We start from the raw sequence: 16,999 nt of genomic DNA, 5'->3' as shown, positions 1-16,999 counted from the left end.
TGTTTGTTTTATAATATTCCAAAAAAAATAGCCCGAACGAATCGGGCTATTTTTATATGTAAGTAAGATATTTTATTTTTATTTAGCGATGTTTACCGCTCTAGTTTCTCTAATAACAGTAACCTTAACCTGACCTGGATACGTCATTTCAGTTTGAATTTTTTGAGAAATATCAAAAGATAGAGTAGAAGCATTGTCGTCAGAAACTTTTTCGCTTTCTACGATAACACGAAGCTCTCTACCAGCTTGAATTGCATAGGCATTTTTCACACCGTGGAATCCAAAAGCAATTTCTTCCAAATCTTTCAAACGTTGAATGTAAGAATCCAAAACCTGACGTCTAGCACCTGGTCTAGCACCTGAAATCGCATCACAAACCTGAACAATTGGCGAAAGCAATGATTTCATTTCAATCTCGTCGTGGTGAGCTCCAATAGCGTTGCAAACTTCTTCTTTTTCGCCATATTTTTCAGCCCATTGCATACCTAACAAAGCGTGTGGTAAATCACTTTCAGTGTCTGGAACTTTACCAATATCGTGTAGTAAACCTGCTCTTTTCGCCAATTTAACATTCAATCCTAGTTCAGCTGCCATGATGCCGCAAAGTTTAGAAACCTCACGTGAGTGTTGCAATAAATTTTGTCCGTAAGATGAACGGTATTTCATTCTACCCACAACTTTAATCAATTCTGGATGTAAACCGTGGATTCCTAGATCGATAACGGTTCTTTTTCCAACTTCGATGATTTCGTCGTCAATTTGTTTTGTAGTTTTTGCCACAACTTCTTCGATTCTTGCTGGGTGAATCCTTCCATCAGTAACCAATTTGTGTAATGCCAAACGTGCAATTTCTCTTCTAACAGGGTCAAAACAAGAAAGGATAATGGCTTCTGGTGTATCATCAACAATGATTTCAACACCTGTTGCAGCTTCCAAGGCACGGATATTTCTACCTTCACGGCCAATGATTCTACCTTTAACATCATCTGATTCAATGTTGAAAACCGAAACGCAATTTTCTACTGCTTCCTCAGTTCCAACTCTCTGGATCGTATTGATGATGATTTTCTTAGCTTCTTGTTGAGCAGTAAGTTTTGCTTCTTCCAAAGTATCTTGCAAATAAGACATTGCACTACTTTTGGCTTCCGCTTTTAAGCCTTCAACCAATTGGCTTTTTGCTTCTTCTGCCGAAAGGCCAGAAATCACTTCCAATTGTTCCAATTGACTTTTGTGCATTTTATCAACTTCAAGCTGTTTTCTGTCGAGCATTTCTATTTTAGAAAGATATTCTTTGGTTTTTGCTTCAAAATCATCGTTGATTTTTTTGGCTTTAGCCAATTCATTCGAAACTAAAGATTCTTTGTCACGAACTCTTTTTTCGACTTCTGCAACTTTTTTATCTCTCCCCAGAATTACTTGCTCGTGTTCTGCTTTTAATTCAATAAATTTTTCTTTTGCCTGAAGAATTTTATCTTTCTTGATGTTTTCGGCTTCAAGATTTGCATCTTTTAAAATCGATGTAGCTTCTTTTTTTGCATTTTTAATTAAGTTAGAAACATTGCTTTTTTCCATCATCTTTGCGATAAGAAAACCTCCCGCAAGACCTACAATTCCTACTATAACTATAATTAGTGTACTGTCCATTTTGTTTTTGTTTTTGTATATAAAAAAAGCCTACATTAGATTGATTGTATAAACTCGTAAGGACAAGTTTTGAGCTAACTCGTTGTTCAAGCTTCCGTACTGAAACGGCTTGCTATAGTAACGATGATTTGCTCATTCTAAATTGTTAGTGTTGAGTTTACCAAATATGAACTAATGTAGGCAGTATTTTTAGTCTATGTTAAAGAACGTTTATTTGTCGAGATATTGTGCTAATAAATTATTTATTTTCTGTAATCTTTCATTTGTTTCCGTGTTGTCTGTCGATTTGTCAATTTGTTTTTGCTCCAATTGAGAGGCAAATTGCAAAGCACACATGGCTAAAACATCCTGTTTGTCCCGAACAGCATAGTTTTCTTCAAATTGCTTAATCATCACATCAATTTTTTTAGAGGCACTTCTCAGTCCTTCTTCCTGCGACATGTCTACCGTTAACGGATACACTCTGTCGGCAATTGATATTTTAATTTTAAGCTTTTCGTCCATATTTACTAGTCAGACAACTGTGCAATACAGTAGTCAATTTCACGAATTAATGAATTTATCTTAAGCTTTGTATCTCTTTTGTTATCCTCACTGCCAAGCAACGAATTGGCCATCTTAAGCGTCTCATACTTCCCTTTCAAGGTTTCAATCTCACGGGATTGATTTTGTATGATCGTTGCAGATTTTTGTAATTCCTGTTCTAGCTCCTTCGAAGTCTTCTCTAAATTGTCCAATTTAGTAAAAAGTTTCGAAAGCCTATTTTCAAGAGTATCAACAATTTCCGCAATTTCACTCATTGATGCAATATTCATTACTTAATCTCACAAAGTTAGTATTCCTATTTTATTATACAATATTTTTAATTGTTTTTTATAAATTTTCTTATCATTTGCCATAATAATTTGAAAAATAGCTAGTTATAAATCAAGTATTTTCTGTTGTAGAATGTGACTTTTTTTTATATTAGCAAAAATGTTTAGTATGATTTTTAGATTATTTTTTTTACTATTTGCCATTCCGGTTTTTTCTCAGGTAAATTACCCCAAGGATTACTTCAAACCACCCTTGGATATTCAACTTTCGCTCTCTGGTTCCTTTGGAGAATTGCGAAGCAATCACTTTCATACAGGCTTGGATTTTAAAACCCAACAAAAAGAAGGTCTAAATGTTTATGCTTCCGCAGATGGCTATGTGTCCAGAATCAAGATTTCTACTTTTGGTTATGGAAAGGCAATTTATATCACGCATCCAAATGGTTTTACAAGCGTGTATGGTCATTTGAAAAAAGCTTCGCCAACGATTGAAGCTTTCATTCGCGAAAATCATTACAAGGAAGAAACCTATGAAATAGAAATGTTTTTAAAACCTGAAGATTTACCAATAAAGCAAGGAGAAATTATTGCATTATCGGGTAATTCTGGTGGTTCGGGTGGGCCACATCTTCATTTTGAAATTAGAGAAACCGAATCTGAAAAGCCAGTCAATCCGATGCTTTTTGGGTTTGATGCTTTGATAAAAGATACCAAAAAACCCGTTGTTACGACTTTGATGGCTTATCCTGTTGGAGAAAATTCAACTGTGAATCAGTCGTTACAGCCAATCACTTTAAATCTTTCGCTTCAAGCGGATGGAAGTTATGTTTCCGAAAAAGTGGCGGTAAATGGGAAAGTGGGTTTCGGGATCAGTTCTTATGATATGTTTGATTTTAATTACAATAAAAATGGACTTTTCAAAGTGCAATCGTTTTTAAACGGAAGTCCACATTTTGGATATGAATTTGAAAAATTTGCTTTCGACGAAAGTCGTTACATCAATGCATTGTTGGATTTTTACCGATTTAAGAAAATGGGAGTTAGGATTCAACGTTTGTTTATGACGAATCCTTATCCGTTGAGTTTGATTAAAACAGATGAAAATTTCGGAATAATTACTGTAAAACCTAATCTTACAAATAATTATAGGATTGAAGTTTCGGATTTCAATGCTAATAAAGTAATCGTAAATGTTCCAATTCAATATTCGCCAATTGCTCCAACAATCGCAAGTAATGTCAAGAAAACCGATTATTTTTTGAAAGCCAATAACGATAATATTTACAAGAAAGATAATATTTCGGTATTTGTTCCAGCGGGAACTTTCTATGATGATTTTTATTTAAATTTTGATGTAAAAGAAGATACTTTGACATTTCATGACGAATCGGTTCCGGTTCATCAGAATTTTACTGTAACGATTGAAAACAACAGTTTTACTCCAGAAGAAAAGGAAAAAATGTTTATCGCTTCGATTGAAGGAAAAAGACTGAATTTTAATTTCACAAAAATTAAAGACAGCGTTTTTACATCGTATACTAAAAATTTAGGCAAATTTACATTAGCAAAAGACACGACATCTCCAAGAATTTCGCCTGTAAATATTAGCGAAGGAAAATGGCTCAGCAAGCAAAGTAATTTGAAACTGACCATCAGCGATAATCTCTCGGGAATTAAAAGTTATAACGGATATTTGAACGGAAAGTGGATTTTATTCGAGTATGATTATAAAACCAAAACGATAACGCATGAATTTGATGATCGATTTATTGTTGAAGGAAGGAACGATTTAAAAGTCGTTGTTTCTGATAATGTTGGAAATTCTACTATCTTTGAAACTCATTTTTTTAGAAGTCAAAAATAAAAATAAAACGTCCTCTTGAAAACATATCACACACTAATTACCCTATTTCTTGTCTTAACCAGTTTTGGAGTTTTTGCACAAACTGCCCGAATTCAAGGTGTTATTTTGGATGAAAACGGCAAGCCTGTAGAAAATGTAAATGTTACTTTTTCAAATGGTTTTACTTCGTCTGACCAAAATGGCTATTATATGTTGAATATTCCTGCAAATGAGGAGGTCAAGATTTCCTTTAGCCATGTTACTTTGAAAAAGGCTACTCAGATTGTAAATTTAAAAACAAATGAGAATTTTATATTAAATCCTGTCTTAAAATCAGATGCTGAACAATTAGGGACAGTTGTAGTTAATTCTAAAAATAGAAATCAGATTCAAGGATTTACAAATGTCGATCCTGTAACTATTCAAAAAAATCCAAGTGCAATGCCTGGGGTTGAAAGTGTTTTGAAAACTTTTGCAGGAGTAAGTGGAAACAACGAATTGAGTAGTCAATACAACGTAAGAGGTGGAAATTATGATGAAAACCTTGTGTATGTGAATGAAATTGAGGTCTATCGACCTTTTTTGATTCGTTCCGGGCAACAAGAAGGTTTGAGTTTTACTAACACTGATATGGTTGAAAATGTAGATTTTTCAGCAGGTGGTTTCCAAGCGAAGTATGGTGATAAATTGTCATCAGTTTTGGATATTACGTATAGAATTCCAACCAAATTTGGAGCTTCAGCCGAAGCAAGTTTCCTTGGCGGAAGCCTAGCTGTTGAAGCTGTTTCGCCAAATCAAAAATGGACCAATATCACAGGAGTTCGTTATCGTGACAACAGCCTTTTGGTAAACAGTCAAGAAACCGAAAGCAATTTCAGGCCCACTTTTGCCGATGTTCAAACCTATTTTACGTACACGCCTTCTACAAAATGGCAATGGAGTTTTCTAGGAAATATTTCGCAGAACAAATACAGTTATGAACCGTTGACACGTCAGACGAATTTTGGAACAATTGAGGATCCAATCGCTTTGTTGGTAGTATATGACGGAGTTGAAGAAGATGAATACAAAACTTTTTTTGGGGCTTTCAAATCGGTCTTTCAAGCCAATGAAAATCTAACGTTGAAATTTATCGGTTCGGCTTATCATACGACAGAACAAGAATATTTTGACATTTTTGCCCAATACCGTTTGGGAGAAGTCAATACCAATATTGGTTCGGATGATTTAGGAAGTATCGATTTTTCGGAAGGAATTGGCTCACAATTGAATCATGCCCGAAACGATTTGGATGCCTTGATCTTTAATGCTGAAGTAAAAGGCGTTTATCAAAAGGAAAAAAATATCTTAGAATGGGGTTTCAAATATACGAGAGAAGACATTAGGGATAGAATTGTGGAATGGGAAGTGATTGATTCTGCTGGATTTAAAATCAATCCACCTATTGTTGAGTTGCCCAATAATGACCAGCCATATAATCCATATATTGGTCCGTTAGTTCCTTATCAAAATGTTAGAGCAACGAATTATGTAAAAATAGACCGCCTTTCAGGTTATTTGCAGTGGAGTCGAAAAGATGAAATTGGTGAACATGAAGTTTGGTACAATGCAGGAATTAGAGCCCATAATTGGCAGGTTTCGGGGGATAATTTAGAAGGAAAAAGCCAAACAACATTTAGCCCGAGAGCTTCGATTGCACTAAAACCAAGTTGGGAAAAAGATATGGTGTTTAGAATTTCGGGAGGATTATATCACCAGCCACCATTTTATCGAGAGCTGCGAGACATGAACGGGATGGTCAATCCAGATGTAAAAGCACAACAGTCTTTTCATATCGTTTTGAGCAACGATTATAGTTTCAAAATGTGGAATAGACCGTTCAAGTTGGTTTCCGAAGCCTATTATAAGTCATTGACAGATGTGAATCCTTACACGTTGGAGAATGTTAGAATCCGATATGCTGCAAATAACAATGCAACGGCTTTTGCCCAAGGTTTGGATTTGAGAATGAACGGTGAATTTGTCCCTGGAACTGAATCGTGGTTGAGTTTTGGTTATATGAAAACCGAAGAAAATATCGATAATAAAGGTTTTATAGCTCGACCAACCGACCAGAGATTGAAGTTTGGAATATTGTTCCAAGATTATATGCCTAACATTCCAAGTGTAAAATTATACCTGAATTTAGTGTATAATACAGGTCTTCCTGGAGGTTCACCGTCGTATGCAGATCCTTATGTTTATCAGTCGCGTTTGAGAGATTACCGTCGAGCGGATGTTGGATTCTCCTATGTTTTGACTGAAAATAATGCAAAAAGACCCGATGGTCATTGGCTAAAAAATTTCAAAGATTTATCTTTAGGATTTGAAATCTTTAATTTATTTGACAACCAAAACGCCATAACAAATACTTGGGTTCGTGACGTTTATTCTAAAAACCAATACGGTGTCCCGAATTATTTGACCACAAGGGTTTTTAATTTGAAATTCTCTGCAAGGTTATAAATACGTTAATTCTAGAAGGAAGTTTTAAAAATCACTATATTTGAATTGAATTTTGATGACTATGAAAAACTTACATATTTTATTGGCTGGAGTTTTAGTTTTAGCACTAACAAGCTGTAAAGAAGAGGCTGAAACGCCAAAAGTTACTTATGAAAAAACAGAGTCCACAGCAGCTGCAAAACCACAACCCATAGATTCTTCACAGATAGAAATTGCCGATTTACCCATCCAGATGGAAGGAACAAAATATTTGATTCACCCCATTGGCGATTATAGAGTATATGAAGGAAGAGCAAAATCGAGCTATGGTTCGTCGAATACAGATAAGGTGAGTTTCTCCATTTCAAATTACAACCGATTTGAACTTACCGGATTTCTTCAAAATTTGAAGTTTCAGCATATTGATTCAACAGAAATCAGACCGTTGACGGATAAAAAAATGGTAATTCAAACTGCCAGTTACTTGAATACGATTTTTGAGAAAACGAAGCATCAGCTATTGGTGTATTCCGTTGCCGATATGGATACCAATAAAGATAATAAGTTGGATGTTAGCGATATAAAGTCATTATACATCAGTGATATTAGCGGAAAGGATTTTACTAAACTTTCTCCAGATATGCAGGAATTGATTGATTGGAATTTGGTTGAATCAAAAAACCGCCTTTATTTCAGGACGATAGAAGACACCAATAAAAATGGTCAGTTTGATAAAAACGATGTGATTCTTTATTATTTTGTAGATTTATCTACTAAAGATTGGAAACTGGAGAGTTATAAACCAGTTTAAAAATGTACTGCAAGATTTGCTGAATCCTAGAAAAAGTATTCGAAAAGATTAACTACCATAGAAACTAACAGCGAAACCAACTTAATTATTACTGAAATCATCTTGATTATGTTTTTTGTTTTAACAAATGTAGTGTAACATTTTTGATTAAAATTGTAAAAATGTAATCTATTGAGTATATAACCAATTTATTTCTCCATTCTCTTGTGGAGAAATATTTTTGAAGAATGTTTTTGGTGTCATTCCTGTCAAAGATTTGAAATCTTTTATAAGATGCGATTGATCATAAAACAGTAAATCGTTACTCAAAGCCGTGAGGTTTTCTTCCGATTTTTTTTTATCGATTTTTGTTTTTAAAGCTTCCCTAAACCGATGGATTTTCTTGAAATCGGATGGTGTTTTGCAGAGATGCATTTCAAAATGCTTGCTCAAATTTTGCCTACTAGTTTTATGTTTTTCGGCTAACTCAGCAATGGAATAATCATTATTTACATTCGTTAAATCATCAATGACCTGATTTAAAAAAGGATGTTTGAAGCCTACCAACTTCGAAATCCAATAATTTTCGATACTATCTTTTTGCTTTTCAAAGTTTCTTTCTTCCAAAATGGATTGCATAACAGCTACATAATCTTCAAAAGGAATAAAATTGCAGAAAAAATCATTGGTGAAATTACTCAGAGGCTTGTCAAGAAATGCATTCAAGCCTAAGGGTTTAAAATAGAAAGTAATTTCATTTAGTTCTCCTTTGCAAACCACCTGAATTGGTTTTTTGTAGTGACAAATCAAATCCGATGAAAATGCACCATTCTTTTTTCCGTTGATTACCACTTTATTTTCAGAAAACGTAAGTTCTGTATCTTGATAAACCGAAATAATACTGAAATTATTTGGGAATGTGAGGTATTCAAAAGAAGGTTCGCTTTCTTTCTTGGAAAGGAAATAATAGCCTTCCATGTAAGGATGAAGAAGTTTGTTTTTAGGTTTGTAAAAACGGAGGTTCATCTTGTAAGATTAATTTGAGGTAAATTTAAAAAAATCCTTCAAGATGAACTCACAAAATCCTGAGAATTAAATTAAAATATCACTCTCAAGATCTGATTTTTCGATTTTGAAATCAAATCCTAGACGTTCAACCAGATCAATCACCAGTTTTTTATACCAGTTTTCGGATTTTGGATGGATATAAATTTTTTCAATAAGATTGCAAATATCCACATCAATTTTCAGCCCGTTATCGATTTCTAAATTATAGGAAGTCAAATCGGAAATGATTCTGATTTCCCTTTCGTATTGAAAACTTTTTCGTTTAAAAAGAAAGGGAAAAAAAGTATTATCAAACGGAATATATTCTTTTTTGTAATCGATATAGTTTACTTCACCAATATATTGATGGTATTCATGATCGACATTCAAAGCATTTTGTATTCTTCCCAAAGTGGATTGAATCGCCAAACCTTCGCTTTTTTGGGTAAAAATTTGCCACATGGCAAACGATTCATATTCGTTAATGTGCCAACTGCTGATGACTACATTTTTTCGATGGGTTTTATAATATTCTAAAAAGCTAGGATTATTAATAGAGAGTTTCTTGATTTCCTCGAAAGTCGGTTCGCTGAAAGTACCTTCATATTGGTCTTCAAATTTATCCGAACGCGACATAAAAAGTTTTCGGTAAAGTAATAAATCGACAAATTTAGACAAGTCCAAGTATTTCCAGACAATGGTATCGGGATCGGAGGGAAGCTTGATGTTTTTGTCGGCTATAAACATATTTTAAATGTACTAATTTTGAAAACAACACTTTTAAATTTAGATTATAACTTTGTAAATATTTCTTATTCGAAACTTTGCATCATCACTAATTTAGAATAGGTTCCACCTTTTGCCAAAAGTTCTTCATGAGTTCCTTGTTCTACAATTTCACCTTTTTGCATGACCACAATTTTATCCGCTTTTTGGATAGTTGAGAGTCGATGTGCTATTACAACCGAAGTTCTGTTTTGCATCATATTCTCCAAGGCATCTTGAACCAATCGTTCACTTTCTGTATCCAAAGCAGAAGTTGCTTCATCTAAAATCATGATTGGTGGATTTTTCAAAACGGCTCTGGCAATTGATAACCGTTGCTTTTGTCCGCCCGAAAGTTTGTTTCCGCTGTCGCCGATGTTGGTTTCAATTCCTTCTGGAAGATCTTTTACGAATTCGTAGGCATTGGCAATTTTAAGGGCATTTATAACGTCTTCATCGGTAGCTTCTAAATTTCCAAGACGAATATTTTCCTTGATTGTTCCGTTGAACATAATACTGTCTTGTGTTACCAAACCAGTTAGTCCGCGAAGCGATTTCATCGTCACATCTTTTATATTATGATTGTCAATCAGGATTTTGCCATTATTTACATCATAAAAACGCGTCAAGAGATTTGCAATCGTACTTTTTCCGCTTCCAGATTGTCCAACCAAAGCAACCGTTTTTCCTTTGGGAATTGTCAATGAGAAATTCTTTAAAACCGACTCTTCTCCATACGAAAAATTGATGTTTTTCAATTGAATTTCATTTTTGAAATCATCTAAAACAATCGCATCAACTTTATCTTGAATGGTATTCTCGACTTCTAAAACTTCAAAAACCCTTTCGGCTGCAGCCAAACCATTTTTTACCTGATATGAAGCTTTCGAAATTGCTTTTGCCGGAGTTAAAATATTGTAAGCCAGTCCGATATAGGCAATAAATAAAGAGCCATCCAAAGATTTGTCGACTAAAACTAAATTACCTCCATAAAAAAGAAGGATAGAAATGACAACAATTCCAAGAAACTCTGACATTGGCGAAGCTAAATTATTTTTCTTTCCGATACTGTTGGTCAATTTGTATAATCTATTTATAGAGCCACTGAAAGTATTGGAAAAGAAACTTTCTGCATTATAACCTTTAACAACTTTTAAACCCGAGAGTGTTTCTTCAACAACTGAAATTAGAAAACCATTTTCTTGTTGTGCCTTAGCAGATTTTCCTTTCAAGGATTTTCCAATCCTAGAAATAATAAAACCAGAAACTGGAATAAAAATAAATACGAAAAGCGTGAGTTTCCAGCTAATATAAATCATAGAAACTAAAGAAAACAAAATGGTCAAAGGTTCTTTTACAATAAGTTCCAAAACCATAAAGAAAGAATTTTGAACCTCATTAACATCACCCAGCATTCGAGCCATGACATCTCCTTTACGTTTTTCTGAATAATATGGAATTGGCAGTTCAATAATTTTTTTGAACATTTTTTCACGCAAATCACGAAGAACACCTGTTTTTATTTTGGTTAGATGTTGTAATCCCAAATAGCCAAATAGGTTTTTGAATAAAAAAGTAAAAACTACTAATGAAACGGTTAGCAGTAAGGCATAGTCCGGACCATAAGTTTCTGAAAAGTGATTGACATAATAAAAAAGAGTATCGTTTAAGTAACTGCCAATGTTCATCAAACCATTATAATCTGGCAACTTTGTGACTTTTTCTTCATTGCCAAAAAGTACTTTCAGCACTGGAAAAATCATAACCATTCCAATTGTACCAAAAAGTGCATACAGTATGTTGTGGATTACATTCCAAACTACATGCGTTTTGTACTTTCTTGCAAAAGGAATAATTTTTTTTATATTTTCATCCATTATTTTACTCCTAAATCGGCAATTATATTTTTAATTTTTGTATCCAGTTCAGCTTCAACTTTACCAAAATTTTCAACCTTGTCAAGTGTTGCATTTACACTCACGTAGAATTTTATTTTTGGTTCGGTTCCGCTTGGTCGTGCTGCAATTTTAGATCCATCTTCAGTATAATAAATCAACACATCCGATTTTGGAATGCTCATTGTTTCGACTTCACCTGTAAAAAGATTTTTGGCTGTCGAATTTTTATAATCTTCAACCATTACCACACGTTCTCCTGCAATTTCTTTCAGAGGATTTAAACGTAAATCAATCATCATCTGATTAATTTCTGCCAAACCTTCAATTCCTTTCTTAGTCAGGGAAACCAAATGTTCTTTATAAAAACCAAAATCTACATAAAGGTTGAGCAATTCTTTGTAAACCGAACTTCCATTGGCTTTTGCTTGAGCAGCAACTTCACAAATCAACAATGTTGCAGCAACGGCATCCTTGTCGCGAACGGCATCACCCACCATAAATCCAAAGCTTTCTTCCCCACCACCAATAAATTGCAGTTCAGGGAAATCCTTGATCATTTTTGCAATCCATTTGAAACCTGTCAATCCAACCTTGCATTCAACACCATAGCCATCGGCTAAAGCCAGCATCATTGGAGTTGAAACGATTGTTGAACCAACGAATTGTTTTCCGTTGATTTTTTCTTGCTTTTTCCATTGTTCCAATAAAAAAGCGGTCATCAAAACCATTGTTTGGTTTCCGTTGAGCAGTGTCATTTTGCCTTCGTTGTTTCGAACGGCAACACCTAATCTGTCGCAATCAGGGTCGGTTCCAATAACGATGTCAGCATTTAATTTATCGGCCAAAGCCAAAGCCATCGTCAAAGCTTCCGGCTCTTCTGGATTTGGAGATTTCACCGTTGGGAAATCACCATTAGGTTCAGCTTGTTCTGGAACAATATGCACGTTTTTATAACCTGCTTGTTCCAAAGTTTGCGGTACAGATTTTATAGAAGTTCCATGCAAGGAAGTGAAAACAATGTTCAGATTGTCTTTGGCGGAAGCCGAAGTATCAAAACTTGCATTTTCAATCGATGACTTTACGAAAGCATCATCAGTTTCTTTGTCTATATATTGAATCAAATTTTCATTGGCTTGAAACTTGATTTCATCGTATTTCAAATCTTCGATAAGCTTGATGATTTCGGCATCCTGAGGTGGAACCAATTGTCCGCCATCTTCCCAATAAACCTTGTAACCATTGTATTCTGGTGGATTATGAGAAGCGGTAAGTACGATTCCCGCTTGGCAACCTAAATATTTCAAGGCGAAAGACAATTCTGGAGTAGGACGTAAGTCTGAAAATAAATACACCTGAATGTTATTTGCAGAGAAAACATCGGCAACCACTTTAGCCAACGTATTACTATTGTGACGGCAGTCGTAAGCAATTACCACTTTTAATTTCTTTCCAGGAAAAACCTTGTGCATGTAATTAGAAAGTCCTTGCGTGTTTTTTCCTAACGTATATTTATTGATACGGTTGGTTCCAACTCCCATGACACCACGCATTCCTCCAGTTCCAAACTCAAGATTCTTATAAAAACTTTCTTCCAGTTCTTTTGGAGAAGAGGTCATCATTTCCTTGATTTTCTCTTGTGTATCATTGTCAAATGTTGGTGTAAGCCATTCGTTTACTTGGTCTAAAATGTGTTTTTCGATGTGCATTTCTAATAAATTTTAAACGGTTATAAATTTATTTCTTTTGATATTTTATATCGTCCTTCGTTACTTTTTGTCTTCAAAATGATTTCGCCTAAAAATCCAGCCAAGAATAACTGAGTTCCTAAAACCATAGTAGTTAAAGATATAAAAAACCAAGGATTTTCGGTTACTTTCATAGTAGGATAATGATAGTACAAACGAATTAATTTATTGATACCTATAAATAAAGCGGCTATAAAACCAATTACAAACATTCCAGAACCCAAGGCCCCAAACAAGTGCATGGGTCTTTTTCCGAATCTTGAAAGAAACCAAATCGTGATTAAATCCAAGAAACCATTGATGAAACGATCCATTCCGAATTTGGTCTCGCCATATTTTCGGGCTTGATGCTTTACGACCTTTTCACCAATTTTTCCGAAACCTGCATTTTTTGCCAAAACAGGAATGTAACGATGCATTTCACCTGAAACTTCGATGTTTTTTACGACAATATTTTTATAGGCTTTCAAGCCACAATTAAAGTCGTTTAGTTGAACATCCGATGTTTTTCTGGCTGCCCAATTGAATAATTTTGAAGGTAGATTTTTTGCAAAAACCGAATCATAGCGTTTCTTTTTCCAGCCTGAAACCAAATCAAATTGTTGGTTGATAATCATGTTGTACAACTCTGGAATTTCCTCGGGATTGTCTTGCAAATCGGCATCCATAGTAATCACCACATCACCATTTGCACGAGCAAAACCTGCATGTAAAGCTTGAGATTTTCCAAAATTTTTCAGAAAGCGAACACCTTTTATATTATCATTTTCTGTTGAAAGGCGTTCTATTATCTGCCACGAACTATCGGTGCTTCCATCATCAATAAAGATAACTTCGTAGGTATAATTATTTGTTTTCATTACCGAAACAATCCAATTATGGAGTTCCTGCAACGATTCTTCTTCATTTAGAAGTGGTATTACTATGGATAAATTCATGTTATAAATTTCTCTTATTTCTGAAAATTAAGGCGACTAAAAATCCGATAAGACAATCTCTTAAAAGATATTTTATAGAAGAGGATAAAACCGTATTTGTGGAAAAAGGATTCAACGTTTTATATACTTCCAATGTTTTATCGATGTTTTCTTGTGGCATCAAGTTTTGCTTTAGCAAACTGATGTCGAAATCACGCATTGCTAAAATGATGTTTGCCTTTGTTTCAGGTGTGAGAACGAAGTTGTAAATCACAATCAAAAAAAGGCATGAAAGTAAACTTCCAGTCAAAATCGTAATAAAATATCCGGAAAAAGCCTCTTTGAAAGTAATGAATCCGTCAAGTTTATTTTTTATTACAACAATAGAAATGATTCCACAAATGACAGTAAGGATTAATGTAGAAACTCCCGCCCAAACATTGGTTAGTAAAGATAAATCCACGAAATAAATGTAACTTGAAAGTAGGATTAAAAGAAATCCCAAGAGAAGACCGATTTGAAAACCGGTTTTTTTAATAATGTCTGTCATTGAAGTAGTTTCAAAATAATCTACAAATATACTAATTCCGCTTTTACATAGTAGAAAATCATCTGATATAATCTTTTAAAAAAAAGTAACTAAAGATTTGTTTATTGAAAAATAATTGTAAATTTGCACACTCAAAATAATAAAGTAAAAACAAAAAGTTATAAGGAGTTTATACCTTTTCGGTAAAAAAAGAAAAGCTTCAAAGCGAATTATAGCCAACAAATAAAAAGATTTAAGATGAAAAAAGGAATTCACCCAGAGAATTACAGATTAGTAGCGTTTAAAGACATGTCAAACGAAGAAGTTTTTATTACAAAATCTACTGCTGATACTAAAGAAACAATCGTACACGAAGGTGTAGAATATCCAGTTGTAAAAATGGAGATTTCTAGAACTTCTCACCCTTTTTACACAGGTAAATCTAAACTTATTGATACTGCAGGACGTATCGACAAGTTCAAAACTAAATACGCAAAACACGTTAAGTAATTATTTAACCGTTTTACAATATAGAAAGCCTTCCAATTTGGAAGGCTTTTTTTATTTTTATCCTGCCCAAAACTTTGTAACTTTGAACGTTAAATTTTAAACTTCTCAAATGAACTATATACTTTTTGACGGAACAGTTAGAAATGCCTTACTTCCTTTTACTTTCACACGTCCAGTTGCCGATATTCGTGTCGGGATTTTAACCATTCGTGAGAAATGGGAAAAATACTTGGGTTCTACCACCACAAGCTTGACAGAAGAATATCTGTCTGAAAAATTCCCAATGGTAGAATTAGAAGAAAACGTAATGATCAACGCTTCTTTTTTGCCAAATGCGGTTTTAGCCGAATTAGTTTCAAATCTGGAACCCAATCAAGCTGTTTTTAAAGGCGAAGAAGTAATCGCTTTCTTCACGCAAGATTCACAAGAGGAAGTAGATTTTGACACCTATGACGTTATAGAATACAATGACGATTGTATTATGATCGAGCATACATGGGATATTTTTCAAAAGAATGATATTGCCCTTCGTGAAGATTTTGAATTGTTAACCGAAGACAGAAAATCGCAACCAATTCCAAAAAGTGTCAATGTAATTGCTCCTGAAAATATCTTTATAGAAGAAGGAGCAAAGCTGGAGTTTGTAACCCTAAACGCTTCAACAGGGCCAATCTACATTGGAAAAAATGCCGAGATTATGGAAGGTTCTGTAATCCGTGGACCATTTGCCTTATGCGAATCAGGAAGGGTCAAATTAGCTACCAAAGTATATGGAGCCACAACGGTTGGGCCACATTCGGTTATTGGAGGTGAAGTAAATAATTCAGTGCTTTTTGGATATTCAAATAAAGGTCACGACGGATTTTTAGGAAATTCAGTTTTGGGCGAATGGTGTAATATCGGTGCTGACAGTAACAATTCGAACCTGAAAAATAATTATGAAGAAGTGAAATTGTGGAGCTATGAAACCGAAGGTTTTGCCAAAACTGGTCTTCAATTCTGCGGATTGATGATGGGAGACCATAGTAAATGTGGTATCAACACAATGTTCAACACCGGAACCGTTGTTGGGGTAAGTTCAAATATTTTCGGAAGTGGATTTCCTAGAAATTTCGTTCCAAGTTTCTCTTGGGGTGGAGCTTCAGGTTTTACCACTTATATCACCAAAAAAGCTTTTGAAACCGCAAGATTAGTAATGATGAGAAGAAACGTAGAATTCGACGAAAAGGAAATGCGAATTCTGGAACACGTTTTCGAAGAAACTAAAAAATGGAGAAAAGAATAATTAAAAAAGGCTGTTTCAAATTATGAAACAGCCTTTTTTTCTATAAAAATAAATCTTACTTTAATCCTCTGTATAAATTCTATTGAATTTACCTTCGGCTTCAAACTGCAATTTTATGCCGTTTTCGAGTTCCACAAAAACAAATCTTGGTCCCTTTTCAATTTCCAAAACCCTTTGAGTTGCATAATTTGCTTTCAAATAATTTGTTGTAGCTTCTTTCAAAAAACCAGTCGGAACTGCATTATTTTTACCTTCAATTTCCGTCCATCTTCCTCTGTCGTTCATCTCAATTTCGGTTCCATTTTCAAGTGTCACCTCATATTTTGGCTTTCGATCATCCATAACTTTAAAGATCGTTTTCACTTTCTGATCCTTAAAATACTTCGCTACAAACTCCGTTCCTTCCTTTGGTAAAGCTTTGACCTGCACTTTTTCCTGAGCATGCAGGAACAAACTTGTCATAAAAAGCAAAAAAGCTATAATAATTTTATCTTTCATTATGTAGATTAATTTAAAATTTTGAGAAGACTAATTTACAAAAAATAACCATAAAACCAACCTTTCTGCAAAATTTCAATTTATGAAACCCTAACAGTCAAATTTTTGTAGAAACAATTTTTTATAAGAAACAATTTTGTGTTGTTAAAGGATAATTTAAAGCATACTTTTTAAAAATATATGTTATAGATTAGCTGTTTTATTTATAAATTATTTACCATTTAAATCT

At 34.1% G+C, this 16,999-nt stretch carries 15 protein-coding genes; 5 read left to right on the top strand and 10 right to left on the bottom strand.

Annotated features, from left to right (window positions below; all coding sequences use genetic code 11):
* Nucleotides 1-78: 78 nt before the first annotated feature.
* From rny to G508_RS0110150, 3 genes are all read right to left on the bottom strand, one after another.
* The gene (gene rny / locus G508_RS0110160; protein ID WP_026705216.1) at nt 79-1,644 is read right to left on the bottom strand and encodes a ribonuclease Y; all 1,566 of its coding nucleotides are present in this window, start codon (nt 1,642-1,644) and stop codon (nt 79-81) included.
* A gap of 210 nt (nt 1,645-1,854) precedes the next feature.
* Nucleotides 1,855-2,148 (bottom strand): cell division protein ZapA, encoded by a 294-nt coding sequence (locus G508_RS0110155; RefSeq protein ID WP_026705215.1) that lies wholly within the window; start codon nt 2,146-2,148, stop codon nt 1,855-1,857.
* 5 nt (nt 2,149-2,153) lie between these two features.
* Entirely contained in the window at nt 2,154-2,444 is a 291-nt protein-coding gene (locus G508_RS0110150) for a hypothetical protein (protein WP_026705214.1), read from the bottom strand.
* A gap of 184 nt (nt 2,445-2,628) precedes the next feature.
* Between G508_RS0110150 and G508_RS0110145 the strand changes: the two genes are divergently transcribed.
* The 3 genes from G508_RS0110145 to G508_RS0110135 all read left to right on the top strand — a co-directional run bounded on the left by G508_RS0110145 (nt 2,629) and on the right by G508_RS0110135 (nt 7,597).
* Nucleotides 2,629-4,323, top strand: a complete 1,695-nt coding sequence (locus G508_RS0110145; protein ID WP_026705213.1) for a M23 family metallopeptidase — start codon at nt 2,629-2,631, stop codon at nt 4,321-4,323.
* Between the two features lie 15 nt (nt 4,324-4,338).
* Nucleotides 4,339-6,807, top strand: coding sequence for a TonB-dependent receptor (locus G508_RS0110140; protein ID WP_051197544.1), 2,469 nt, complete (start codon nt 4,339-4,341; stop codon nt 6,805-6,807).
* Nucleotides 6,808-6,868: 61 nt separating this feature from the next.
* Nucleotides 6,869-7,597 (top strand): hypothetical protein, encoded by a 729-nt coding sequence (locus tag G508_RS0110135; protein ID WP_026705211.1) that lies wholly within the window; start codon nt 6,869-6,871, stop codon nt 7,595-7,597.
* A 168-nt stretch (nt 7,598-7,765) separates the two neighbouring features.
* Here the strand turns inward: G508_RS0110135 and G508_RS0110130 are convergent, their stop codons facing one another.
* The 6 genes from G508_RS0110130 to G508_RS0110105 form a co-directional block, all read right to left on the bottom strand.
* Complete coding sequence (locus G508_RS0110130) at nt 7,766-8,602, bottom strand: helix-turn-helix domain-containing protein (protein ID WP_026705210.1); 837 nt, start codon at nt 8,600-8,602, stop codon at nt 7,766-7,768.
* 66 nt (nt 8,603-8,668) lie between these two features.
* Complete coding sequence (locus tag G508_RS0110125; protein WP_026705209.1) at nt 8,669-9,370, bottom strand: hypothetical protein; 702 nt, start codon at nt 9,368-9,370, stop codon at nt 8,669-8,671.
* 65 nt (nt 9,371-9,435) lie between these two features.
* On the bottom strand, nt 9,436-11,265 hold the full coding sequence (locus G508_RS0110120) for an ABC transporter ATP-binding protein (RefSeq protein ID WP_026705208.1): 1,830 nt from the start codon (nt 11,263-11,265) through the stop codon (nt 9,436-9,438).
* Nucleotides 11,265-12,992 (bottom strand): phospho-sugar mutase, encoded by a 1,728-nt coding sequence (locus G508_RS0110115; protein WP_026705207.1) that lies wholly within the window; start codon nt 12,990-12,992, stop codon nt 11,265-11,267. The genes G508_RS0110120 and G508_RS0110115 overlap by 1 nt, the downstream gene beginning before the upstream one ends.
* A gap of 20 nt (nt 12,993-13,012) precedes the next feature.
* Nucleotides 13,013-13,969 (bottom strand): glycosyltransferase family 2 protein, encoded by a 957-nt coding sequence (locus tag G508_RS0110110; protein WP_026705206.1) that lies wholly within the window; start codon nt 13,967-13,969, stop codon nt 13,013-13,015.
* Nucleotide 13,970: 1 nt separating this feature from the next.
* Nucleotides 13,971-14,498, bottom strand: a complete 528-nt coding sequence (locus tag G508_RS0110105; protein ID WP_026705205.1) for a DUF4199 domain-containing protein — start codon at nt 14,496-14,498, stop codon at nt 13,971-13,973.
* Between the two features lie 237 nt (nt 14,499-14,735).
* On the opposite strand from G508_RS0110105, the gene G508_RS0110100 reads away from it, so the two are divergent.
* Nucleotides 14,736-14,987, top strand: coding sequence for a type B 50S ribosomal protein L31 (locus tag G508_RS0110100; protein ID WP_026705204.1), 252 nt, complete (start codon nt 14,736-14,738; stop codon nt 14,985-14,987).
* A 109-nt stretch (nt 14,988-15,096) separates the two neighbouring features.
* A complete protein-coding gene (locus G508_RS0110095) occupies nt 15,097-16,272 on the top strand; it encodes a GlmU family protein (RefSeq protein ID WP_026705203.1) in 1,176 nt (391 codons plus the stop codon).
* 60 nt (nt 16,273-16,332) lie between these two features.
* Here the strand turns inward: G508_RS0110095 and G508_RS0110090 are convergent, their stop codons facing one another.
* A complete protein-coding gene (locus G508_RS0110090; protein WP_026705202.1) occupies nt 16,333-16,770 on the bottom strand; it encodes a PepSY-like domain-containing protein in 438 nt (145 codons plus the stop codon).
* Nucleotides 16,771-16,999 lie beyond the last annotated feature (229 nt).

It is taken from the genome of Flavobacterium soli DSM 19725 (genome assembly GCF_000422705.1).
GTDB classification, from domain to species: domain Bacteria; phylum Bacteroidota; class Bacteroidia; order Flavobacteriales; family Flavobacteriaceae; genus Flavobacterium; species Flavobacterium soli.
Note: the sequence above shows the minus strand (reverse complement) of the source record. Positions and strands in the feature narration are given on the sequence as shown.

Excerpts from the sequence above, each read along its gene's own strand:
- rny (WP_026705216.1), bottom strand. The coding sequence starts at position 1,644 with ATGGACAGTACACTAATTATAGTTATAGTAGGAATTGTAGGTCTTGCG.
- G508_RS0110155 (WP_026705215.1), bottom strand. The coding sequence starts at position 2,148 with ATGGACGAAAAGCTTAAAATTAAAATATCAATTGCCGACAGAGTGTAT.
- G508_RS0110150 (WP_026705214.1), bottom strand. The coding sequence starts at position 2,444 with ATGAGTGAAATTGCGGAAATTGTTGATACTCTTGAAAATAGGCTTTCG.
- G508_RS0110145 (WP_026705213.1), top strand. The coding sequence starts at position 2,629 with ATGATTTTTAGATTATTTTTTTTACTATTTGCCATTCCGGTTTTTTCT.
- G508_RS0110135 (WP_026705211.1), top strand. The coding sequence starts at position 6,869 with ATGAAAAACTTACATATTTTATTGGCTGGAGTTTTAGTTTTAGCACTA.
- G508_RS0110130 (WP_026705210.1), bottom strand. The coding sequence starts at position 8,602 with ATGAACCTCCGTTTTTACAAACCTAAAAACAAACTTCTTCATCCTTAC.
- G508_RS0110125 (WP_026705209.1), bottom strand. The coding sequence starts at position 9,370 with ATGTTTATAGCCGACAAAAACATCAAGCTTCCCTCCGATCCCGATACC.
- G508_RS0110120 (WP_026705208.1), bottom strand. The coding sequence starts at position 11,265 with ATGGATGAAAATATAAAAAAAATTATTCCTTTTGCAAGAAAGTACAAA.
- G508_RS0110115 (WP_026705207.1), bottom strand. The coding sequence starts at position 12,992 with ATGCACATCGAAAAACACATTTTAGACCAAGTAAACGAATGGCTTACA.
- G508_RS0110110 (WP_026705206.1), bottom strand. The coding sequence starts at position 13,969 with ATGAATTTATCCATAGTAATACCACTTCTAAATGAAGAAGAATCGTTG.
- G508_RS0110105 (WP_026705205.1), bottom strand. The coding sequence starts at position 14,498 with ATGACAGACATTATTAAAAAAACCGGTTTTCAAATCGGTCTTCTCTTG.
- G508_RS0110100 (WP_026705204.1), top strand. The coding sequence starts at position 14,736 with ATGAAAAAAGGAATTCACCCAGAGAATTACAGATTAGTAGCGTTTAAA.
- G508_RS0110095 (WP_026705203.1), top strand. The coding sequence starts at position 15,097 with ATGAACTATATACTTTTTGACGGAACAGTTAGAAATGCCTTACTTCCT.
- G508_RS0110090 (WP_026705202.1), bottom strand. The coding sequence starts at position 16,770 with ATGAAAGATAAAATTATTATAGCTTTTTTGCTTTTTATGACAAGTTTG.